Genomic DNA, 9,023 nt, shown 5'->3' on the forward strand with positions numbered 1-9,023 from the left:
ATCATCCGAAGTCGCCTCTTTACTCCTTCACACTTGCCAATAAAGCGTCTACTTTATCTGTTTGTTCCCATGGCAAGTCGATATCTGTACGACCAAAATGTCCATACGCCGCTGTTTGTTTATAAATTGGACGACGTAAATCGAGCATTTCAATAATTCCAGCAGGTCGTAAATCGAAAACTTTGCGCACAGCTTCAATTAATTTTTCATTTGAAACTGTACCCGTGCCAAATGTATTAATTGAAATCGATACTGGTTGAGCCACACCAATTGCATAAGCTAATTGCACTTCTGCTTTAGTTGCAAGTTTCGCTGCTACAATATTTTTGGCAATATAACGAGCTGCGTAACTAGCAGAACGGTCAACTTTTGTTGCGTCTTTTCCAGAAAATGCTCCACCACCATGGCGCGCATATCCACCGTACGTATCTACAATAATTTTACGGCCTGTTAATCCGGCATCTCCCTGAGGACCACCAACAACAAAACGGCCTGTTGGATTAATAAAATATTTTGTTTCTTCATCAAGTAATTCAGCAGGTACAACCTCTTTAATGACTTTTTCGATCATATCTTGACGAATCGTATCATTGGATACCTCTTCATCATGTTGTGTACTGATTACGATCGTGTCTACACGTAAAGGTTTATCTTCTTCATCGTATTCCACCGTTACTTGTGATTTTGCATCTGGGCGTAAATAGTCGATTTCACCAGATTTACGTAATTCAGCTAAACGTCTCACTAAACGATGACTTAATGAAATCGGTAATGGCATTAATTCCGGAGTTTCATCAATCGCAAAACCAAACATTAGCCCTTGATCTCCTGCACCGATTTCTTCTACTTCTTTTTTCTCATCTGAACGAATCTCTAAAGCTTCGTCCACACCTTGTGCGATATCAGCAGATTGTTCATCTAATGCAACTAAAACGGCAGCAGTATCGCCATCAAAGCCATATTTAGCACGTGTATAGCCAATTTCTTTGACAGTTTCACGCACTACTTTTTGAATATCCACATATGCTTTAGTTGAAATTTCACCAAAAACTAGTACTAAACCAGTTGTTACTGAAGTTTCGCAAGCAACACGTGCCTCAGGATCTTTCTCTAAAATCGCGTCCAAAATCGCATCACTGATTTGATCGGCAATTTTATCCGGATGTCCTTCTGATACAGATTCTGATGTAAATAAATGTCTTTCTTTCAAAATAATTCCCCCTAGTTTAAGTATCGGTTACAAGGCATCTTCGCTTTTCATAAGTTTATATGCGAATCCTTTCGGGAACTTGCAACGTTTTGATTATATCACTTTTTCAAGAAAATTACTTAAATTATTTTTTATTTATAACTACAAAAAAAGACATTCAATCATTATGATTGAATGTCTCGATGATCCGTACGGGAATCGAACCCGTGTTACCGCCGTGAAAGGGCGGTGTCTTAACCGCTTGACCAACGGACCATATTATAACGGAGAAGGAGGGATTTGAACCCTCGCGCCAGTTTCCCGACCTATACCCTTAGCAGGGGCACCTCTTCAGCCACTTGAGTACTTCCCCAAAACCAAAATGGTTTTTATGATGAAACTAATGGGCCTAAATGGACTCGAACCATCGACCTCACGCTTATCAGGCGTGCGCTCTAACCAGCTGAGCTATAGGCCCATAAAAACTAAAAGCGGGTGACGAGAATCGAACTCGCGATAACAGCTTGGAAGGCTGTAGTTTTACCACTAAACTACACCCGCAAATCAAGTGGCGCGGGACAGAATCGAACTGCCGACACATGGAGCTTCAATCCATTGCTCTACCAACTGAGCTACCGAGCCAAGATAAGCGGTCCCGACGGGATTTGAACCCGCGATCTCCTGCGTGACAGGCAGGCATGTTAACCCCTACACCACGGAACCGTATTAGTTTTTAATTGCGGGAGCAGGATTTGAACCTACGACCTTCGGGTTATGAGCCCGACGAGCTACCAGACTGCTCCATCCCGCGATAATATAAAAGGAGGATAAGGGATTCGAACCCTTGCACGGTTTTACCCGCCTGACGGTTTTCAAGACCGTTCCCTTCAGCCGGACTTGGGTAATCCTCCATAAAAAGCTGATGATCCGTACGGGAATCGAACCCGTGTTACCGCCGTGAAAGGGCGGTGTCTTAACCGCTTGACCAACGGACCATATTATATATAATTTTTGAAACTAATGGGCCTAAATGGACTCGAACCATCGACCTCACGCTTATCAGGCGTGCGCTCTAACCAGCTGAGCTATAGGCCCATAAAAACTAAAAGCGGGTGACGAGAATCGAACTCGCGATAACAGCTTGGAAGGCTGTAGTTTTACCACTAAACTACACCCGCGTGGCGGTCCCGACGGGATTTGAACCCGCGATCTCCTGCGTGACAGGCAGGCATGTTAACCCCTACACCACGGAACCATATTAGTTTTTAATTGCGGGAGCAGGATTTGAACCTACGACCTTCGGGTTATGAGCCCGACGAGCTACCAGACTGCTCCATCCCGCGATAATATAAAAGGAGGATAAGGGATTCGAACCCTTGCACGGTTTTACCCGCCTGACGGTTTTCAAGACCGTTCCCTTCAGCCGGACTTGGGTAATCCTCCGTAAAAATATGATATAAAAAGCTCTTACAATGTCGCAATGGACCTTGTAGGACTCGAACCTACGACCGGACGGTTATGAGCCGTCTGCTCTAACCAACTGAGCTAAAGGTCCAGGCTCTTAAAAAAGTATCGCGGCGAAGGGGATCGAACCCCCGACCTCCCGGGTATGAACCGGACGCTCTAGCCAGCTGAGCTACACCGCGAAAATCATATTAAAATATTAAAATGATAATGGAGCCTAGCGGGATCGAACCGCTGACCTCCTGCGTGCAAAGCAGGCGCTCTCCCAGCTGAGCTAAGGCCCCTTTAAAACTTTAGATCGGGAAGACAGGATTCGAACCTGCGACCCCTTGGTCCCAAACCAAGTGCTCTACCAAGCTGAGCTACTTCCCGAATATTTAACGCGCCCAAGAGGAGTCGAACCCCTAACCTTTTGATCCGTAGTCAAACACTCTATCCAATTGAGCTATGGGCGCATAATGCCGAGGACCGGAATCGAACCGGTACGGTGATCACTCACCGCAGGATTTTAAGTCCTGTGCGTCTGCCAGTTCCGCCACCCCGGCGTGAAATTGGCTAAGCGGAAAACGGGGTTCGAACCCGCGACCCCCACCTTGGCAAGGTGGTGCTCTACCACTGAGCTATTTCCGCGTTTATCTGATGCCGGCTAAAGGATTTGAACCCTCGACCCTCTGATTACAAATCAGATGCTCTACCAACTGAGCTAAGCCGGCCTAACTAATATGCGGGTGAAGGGACTTGAACCCCCACGCCCGAAGGCGCTAGATCCTAAATCTAGTGCGTCTGCCAATTCCGCCACACCCGCATGTGAAAATGAGTCGTACAGGGCTCGAACCTGTGACCCTCTGATTAAAAGTCAGATGCTCTACCAACTGAGCTAACGACTCATATGGAGGTTAACGGGATCGAACCGCTGACCCTCTGCTTGTAAGGCAGATGCTCTCCCAGCTGAGCTAAACCTCCAATATGATAAAGCATGGCGACGTCCTACTCTCACAAAGGGAAACCCTTCACTACAATCGGCGCTAAGAAGCTTAACTTCTGTGTTCGGCATGGGAACAGGTGTGTCCTTCTCGCTATCGCCACCACACTATGGTGAGTTATTCACTCAAAACTGGATTGAAGTACTTCATCAAAACTCGTCGAGTTTTTCATTCTATTGGTTAAGTCCTCGATCGATTAGTATCAGTCCGCTCCGTACATCACTGCACTTCCACTTCTGACCTATCTACCTGATCATCTCTCAGGGATCTTACTTTCTTAAAGAAATGGGAAATCTCATCTTGAGGTGGGCTTCACACTTAGATGCTTTCAGCGTTTATCCCTTCCCTACATAGCTACCCAGCGATGCCTCTGGCGAGACAACTGGTACACCAGCGGTAAGTCCATCCCGGTCCTCTCGTACTAAGGACAGCTCCTCTCAAATTTCCAACGCCCGCGACGGATAGGGACCGAACTGTCTCACGACGTTCTGAACCCAGCTCGCGTGCCGCTTTAATGGGCGAACAGCCCAACCCTTGGGACCGACTACAGCCCCAGGATGCGACGAGCCGACATCGAGGTGCCAAACCTCCCCGTCGATGTGGACTCTTGGGGGAGATAAGCCTGTTATCCCCAGGGTAGCTTTTATCCGTTGAGCGATGGCCCTTCCATGCGGAACCACCGGATCACTAAGCCCGACTTTCGTCCCTGCTCGAGTTGTAGCTCTCGCAGTCAAGCTCCCTTTTGCCTTTACACTCTACGAATGATTTCCAACCATTCTGAGGGAACCTTTGGGCGCCTCCGTTACCTTTTAGGAGGCGACCGCCCCAGTCAAACTGCCCATCTGACACTGTCTCCCACCACGATTAGTGGTGCGGGTTAGAGTGGCCATAACGCAAGGGTAGTATCCCACCATTGCCTCCATCGAAACTGGCGTTCCGATCTCTACGGCTCCTACCTATCCTGTACATGCGGTACAGACACTCAATATCAAACTACAGTAAAGCTCCATGGGGTCTTTCCGTCCTGTCGCGGGTAACCTGCATCTTCACAGGTACTAAAATTTCACCGAGTCTCTCGTTGAGACAGTGCCCAAATCGTTACGCCTTTCGTGCGGGTCGGAACTTACCCGACAAGGAATTTCGCTACCTTAGGACCGTTATAGTTACGGCCGCCGTTTACTGGGGCTTCAATTCGTACCTTCGCATACGCTAAGCACTCCTCTTAACCTTCCAGCACCGGGCAGGCGTCAGCCCCTATACTTCATCTTACGATTTTGCAGAGACCTGTGTTTTTGATAAACAGTCGCTTGGGCCTATTCACTGCGGCTGCTCGTTAGAGCAGCACCCCTTCTCCCGAAGTTACGGGGTCATTTTGCCGAGTTCCTTAACGAGAGTTCTCTCGCACACCTTAGGATTCTCTCCTCGACTACCTGTGTCGGTTTGCGGTACGGGTCGTTGTTTTCTTACTAGAAGCTTTTCTTGGCAGTGTGACATCAGGAACTTCGGTACTATTATTTCCCTCCCCATCACAACTTGTCCTTGAAAGTGAAAGCATTTGACTCTCACTAAGACTTGTTGCTTGGACAGACATTTCCGATCGTCTGCATTCCTTAGCCTCCTGCGTCCCTCCATTGCTCAAACAAAAACAACGAGTACAGGAATATCAACCTGTTGTCCATCGCCTACGCCTGTCGGCCTCGGCTTAGGTCCCGACTAACCCTGGGCGGACGAGCCTTCCCCAGGAAACCTTAGTCATTCGGTGGACAGGATTCTCACCTGTCTTTCGCTACTCATACCGGCATTCTCACTTCTAAGCGCTCCAGCAGTCCTCACGGTCTACCTTCAACGCCCTTAGAACGCTCTCCTACCAGTGTACCAAAGGTACACTCCACAGCTTCGGTAATATGTTTAGCCCCGGTACATTTTCGGCGCAGGGTCACTCGACTAGTGAGCTATTACGCACTCTTTAAATGGTGGCTGCTTCTGAGCCAACATCCTAGTTGTCTGTGCAACCCCACATCCTTTTCCACTTAACATATATTTTGGGACCTTAGCTGGTGGTCTGGGCTGTTTCCCTTTCGACTATGGATCTTATCACTCACAGTCTGACTCCCGGATATAAATGAATGGCATTCGGAGTTTATCTGAATTCGGTAACCCGAGATGGGCCCCTAGTCCAAACAGTGCTCTACCTCCATCATTCTTAAATCCGAGGCTAGCCCTAAAGCTATTTCGGAGAGAACCAGCTATCTCCAAGTTCGATTGGAATTTCTCCGCTACCCACACCTCATCCCCGCACTTTTCAACGTACGTGGGTTCGGTCCTCCAGTGCGTTTTACCGCACCTTCAACCTGGACATGGGTAGATCACATGGTTTCGGGTCTACGACTACATACTAAAACGCCCTATTCAGACTCGCTTTCGCTACGGCTCCGCCTCTTCAGCTTAACCTCGCATGCAATCGTAACTCGCCGGTTCATTCTACAAAAGGCACGCCATCACCCATTAACGGGCTTTGACTTGTTGTAGGCACACGGTTTCAGGATCTATTTCACTCCCCTTCCGGGGTGCTTTTCACCTTTCCCTCACGGTACTGGTTCACTATCGGTCACTAGGGAGTATTTAGCCTTGGGAGATGGTCCTCCCGGATTCCGACGGAATTTCTCGTGTTCCGCCGTACTCAGGATCCTCCTAGGTGCATACCAAATTTCGTCTACGGGGTTTTTACCCTCTTTGACTGACTTTTCCAAGTCATTCGACTATCTGATCGTACTACCATATTGGAGTCCTACAACCCCAAGATGCAAGCATCTTGGTTTGGGCTTTTCCCGTTTCGCTCGCCGCTACTCAGGGAATCGAATTTTCTTTCTCTTCCTGCAGGTACTTAGATGTTTCAGTTCTCTGCGTCTACCTCTAATCAGCTATGTATTCACTGAAAAGTAACATCCTATAAAAGATGCTGGGTTCCCCCATTCGGAAATCTCTGGATCATAGCTTACTTACAGCTCCCCAAAGCATATCGGTGTTAGTCCCGTCCTTCATCGGCTCCTAGTGCCAAGGCATCCACCGTGCGCCCTTATTCACTTAACCTTATCAACCTTACGGTTGGGTTTTAATCATTGTCTTCTAGCGATAGAAGATGATTAAGAAAAATAAGCAATTGAACGTATTAAAAAACTCATTCAACGCGGTGTTCTCGGTTTGTTTTGATTTCTTTACTTCAATATCCAGTTTTCAATGAACAACTTAACGACTAAAGTCGTTATGGAGCCTAGCGGGATCGAACCGCTGACCTCCTGCGTGCAAAGCAGGCGCTCTCCCAGCTGAGCTAAGGCCCCGAGTATTAAGAGTAGACCTCTCAAAACTGAACAAAGTGGAAACGAACGTGTGTATTCCGTAATATTCCTTAGAAAGGAGGTGATCCAGCCGCACCTTCCGATACGGCTACCTTGTTACGACTTCACCCCAATCATCTATCCCACCTTAGGCGGCTGGCTCCAAAAGGTTACCTCACCGACTTCGGGTGTTACAAACTCTCGTGGTGTGACGGGCGGTGTGTACAAGGCCCGGGAACGTATTCACCGCGGCGTGCTGATCCGCGATTACTAGCGATTCCGGCTTCATGTAGGCGAGTTGCAGCCTACAATCCGAACTGAGAGAAACTTTAAGAGATTAGCTTAGCCTCGCGACTTCGCAACTCGTTGTATTTCCCATTGTAGCACGTGTGTAGCCCAGGTCATAAGGGGCATGATGATTTGACGTCATCCCCACCTTCCTCCGGTTTGTCACCGGCAGTCTCGCTAGAGTGCCCAACTAAATGATGGCAACTAACAATAAGGGTTGCGCTCGTTGCGGGACTTAACCCAACATCTCACGACACGAGCTGACGACAACCATGCACCACCTGTCACTTTGTCCCCGAAGGGAAAGCTCTATCTCTAGAGTGGTCAAAGGATGTCAAGACCTGGTAAGGTTCTTCGCGTTGCTTCGAATTAAACCACATGCTCCACCGCTTGTGCGGGCCCCCGTCAATTCCTTTGAGTTTCAACCTTGCGGTCGTACTCCCCAGGCGGAGTGCTTAATGCGTTAGCTGCAGCACTGAAGGGCGGAAACCCTCCAACACTTAGCACTCATCGTTTACGGCGTGGACTACCAGGGTATCTAATCCTGTTTGCTCCCCACGCTTTCGAGCCTCAGCGTCAGTTACAGACCAGAGAGTCGCCTTCGCCACTGGTGTTCCTCCATATATCTACGCATTTCACCGCTACACATGGAATTCCACTCTCCTCTTCTGCACTCAAGTTCTCCAGTTTCCAATGACCCTCCCCGGTTGAGCCGGGGGCTTTCACATCAGACTTAAAGAACCGCCTGCGCTCGCTTTACGCCCAATAAATCCGGACAACGCTTGCCACCTACGTATTACCGCGGCTGCTGGCACGTAGTTAGCCGTGGCTTTCTGGTTAGATACCGTCAAGGGATGAACATTTTACTCTCATCCTTGTTCTTCTCTAACAACAGAGTTTTACGATCCGAAAACCTTCTTCACTCACGCGGCGTTGCTCGGTCAGACTTTCGTCCATTGCCGAAGATTCCCTACTGCTGCCTCCCGTAGGAGTCTGGGCCGTGTCTCAGTCCCAGTGTGGCCGATCACCCTCTCAGGTCGGCTATGCATCGTTGCCTTGGTAGGCCATTACCCTACCAACTAGCTAATGCACCGCGGGTCCATCCATCAGTGACGCAAAAGCGCCTTTCATCACTCTACCATGCGGTAAACTGAATTATGCGGTATTAGCACCTGTTTCCAAGTGTTATCCCCCTCTGATGGGCAGGTTACCCACGTGTTACTCACCCGTTCGCCACTCCTCTTACTTGGTGAACCGAAGTTCGATAAGTAAGAAGCGTTCGACTTGCATGTATTAGGCACGCCGCCAGCGTTCGTCCTGAGCCAGGATCAAACTCTCATAAAAAAATTTGAAACGATCTACGATCGTTAAGCTCTAAATTGACTTTGCTAGCAATAATTGCTTGCTGTTTTTTTGCTTCTATTAAATAGAAACACCTTACACTATTGGTTCGTTTGCTTGCTTTGTTCAGTTTTCAAAGGTCTACATTATTGCATCAGCAACTTTTATATCATATCAGTTTTTACACATCAAGTCAATAAGAAATTACTGTTGTTTTGATTATAAACTTATAATCAAACGCATGGCGACGTCCTACTCTCACAAAGGGAAACCCTTCACTACAATCGGCGCTAAGAAGCTTAACTTCTGTGTTCGGCATGGGAACAGGTGTGTCCTTCTCGCTATCGCCACCACACTATGGTGAGTTATTCACTCAAAACTGGATTGAAGTACTTCATCAAAACTCGTCGAGTTTTTTCATTT

1 protein-coding gene, 26 tRNA genes, 4 rRNA genes and 1 riboswitch are annotated in these 9,023 nt (G+C 48.0%); all 31 genes read right to left on the reverse strand.

Annotated elements, in window-relative coordinates; all coding sequences use genetic code 11:
• Window positions 1-19: 19 nt before the first annotated feature.
• Window positions 20-1,210: a methionine adenosyltransferase gene (gene metK, locus I573_RS03615; RefSeq protein ID WP_016185224.1), complete on the reverse strand. Its 1,191-nt coding sequence runs from the start codon at window positions 1,208-1,210 to the stop codon at window positions 20-22.
• Window positions 1,208-1,300: riboswitch (SMK box riboswitch) on the reverse strand. It overlaps the preceding gene by 3 nt.
• A 93-nt stretch (window positions 1,301-1,393) precedes the next feature.
• Window positions 1,394-1,465: transfer RNA gene (locus tag I573_RS03620), tRNA-Glu, on the reverse strand.
• Window positions 1,466-1,474: 9 nt separating this feature from the next.
• Window positions 1,475-1,562, reverse strand: a tRNA-Ser gene (locus I573_RS03625).
• Window positions 1,563-1,593: 31 nt separating this feature from the next.
• Window positions 1,594-1,667, reverse strand: a tRNA-Ile gene (locus I573_RS03630).
• Between the two features lie 12 nt (window positions 1,668-1,679).
• A tRNA-Gly gene (locus I573_RS03635) sits at window positions 1,680-1,750 on the reverse strand.
• A gap of 8 nt (window positions 1,751-1,758) precedes the next feature.
• Window positions 1,759-1,831, reverse strand: a tRNA-Phe gene (locus I573_RS03640).
• A gap of 8 nt (window positions 1,832-1,839) precedes the next feature.
• Window positions 1,840-1,912, reverse strand: a tRNA-Asp gene (locus I573_RS03645).
• Between the two features lie 14 nt (window positions 1,913-1,926).
• A tRNA-Met gene (locus I573_RS03650) sits at window positions 1,927-2,000 on the reverse strand.
• A gap of 10 nt (window positions 2,001-2,010) precedes the next feature.
• Window positions 2,011-2,100, reverse strand: a tRNA-Ser gene (locus I573_RS03655).
• A 12-nt stretch (window positions 2,101-2,112) separates the two neighbouring features.
• Window positions 2,113-2,184: transfer RNA gene (locus tag I573_RS03660), tRNA-Glu, on the reverse strand.
• 26 nt (window positions 2,185-2,210) lie between these two features.
• Window positions 2,211-2,284: transfer RNA gene (locus I573_RS03665), tRNA-Ile, on the reverse strand.
• Between the two features lie 12 nt (window positions 2,285-2,296).
• Window positions 2,297-2,367 (reverse strand) — tRNA-Gly (locus I573_RS03670).
• Window position 2,368: 1 nt separating this feature from the next.
• Window positions 2,369-2,444 (reverse strand) — tRNA-Asp (locus I573_RS03675).
• 14 nt (window positions 2,445-2,458) lie between these two features.
• Window positions 2,459-2,532 (reverse strand) — tRNA-Met (locus tag I573_RS03680).
• Window positions 2,533-2,542: 10 nt separating this feature from the next.
• Window positions 2,543-2,632 (reverse strand) — tRNA-Ser (locus I573_RS03685).
• A 38-nt stretch (window positions 2,633-2,670) separates the two neighbouring features.
• Window positions 2,671-2,744 (reverse strand) — tRNA-Ile (locus tag I573_RS03690).
• Window positions 2,745-2,761: 17 nt separating this feature from the next.
• Window positions 2,762-2,835 (reverse strand) — tRNA-Met (locus tag I573_RS03695).
• A gap of 29 nt (window positions 2,836-2,864) precedes the next feature.
• Window positions 2,865-2,937, reverse strand: a tRNA-Ala gene (locus I573_RS03700).
• A 14-nt stretch (window positions 2,938-2,951) separates the two neighbouring features.
• A tRNA-Pro gene (locus I573_RS03705) sits at window positions 2,952-3,025 on the reverse strand.
• A gap of 9 nt (window positions 3,026-3,034) precedes the next feature.
• Window positions 3,035-3,108: transfer RNA gene (locus tag I573_RS03710), tRNA-Arg, on the reverse strand.
• 4 nt (window positions 3,109-3,112) lie between these two features.
• Window positions 3,113-3,198, reverse strand: a tRNA-Leu gene (locus tag I573_RS03715).
• 13 nt (window positions 3,199-3,211) lie between these two features.
• Window positions 3,212-3,283 (reverse strand) — tRNA-Gly (locus I573_RS03720).
• A 10-nt stretch (window positions 3,284-3,293) separates the two neighbouring features.
• Window positions 3,294-3,366 (reverse strand) — tRNA-Thr (locus tag I573_RS03725).
• 10 nt (window positions 3,367-3,376) lie between these two features.
• Window positions 3,377-3,458, reverse strand: a tRNA-Leu gene (locus I573_RS03730).
• Between the two features lie 9 nt (window positions 3,459-3,467).
• Window positions 3,468-3,540: transfer RNA gene (locus tag I573_RS03735), tRNA-Lys, on the reverse strand.
• 3 nt (window positions 3,541-3,543) lie between these two features.
• Window positions 3,544-3,616, reverse strand: a tRNA-Val gene (locus I573_RS03740).
• Between the two features lie 11 nt (window positions 3,617-3,627).
• A 5S ribosomal RNA gene (gene rrf, locus I573_RS03745) occupies window positions 3,628-3,743 on the reverse strand.
• A gap of 69 nt (window positions 3,744-3,812) precedes the next feature.
• Window positions 3,813-6,726: ribosomal RNA gene (locus I573_RS03750) — 23S ribosomal RNA — on the reverse strand.
• Window positions 6,727-6,901: 175 nt separating this feature from the next.
• Window positions 6,902-6,974: transfer RNA gene (locus I573_RS03755), tRNA-Ala, on the reverse strand.
• Window positions 6,975-7,046: 72 nt separating this feature from the next.
• A 16S ribosomal RNA gene (locus I573_RS03760) occupies window positions 7,047-8,603 on the reverse strand.
• A 236-nt stretch (window positions 8,604-8,839) separates the two neighbouring features.
• Window positions 8,840-8,955: ribosomal RNA gene (gene rrf / locus I573_RS03765) — 5S ribosomal RNA — on the reverse strand.
• The 16S, 23S and 5S rRNA genes sit together here with 26 tRNA genes alongside, the layout of an rRNA operon.
• Window positions 8,956-9,023: the final 68 nt, after the last annotated feature.

This window comes from Enterococcus sulfureus ATCC 49903 (assembly GCF_000407605.1).
GTDB lineage: Bacteria > Bacillota > Bacilli > Lactobacillales > Enterococcaceae > Enterococcus_G > Enterococcus_G sulfureus.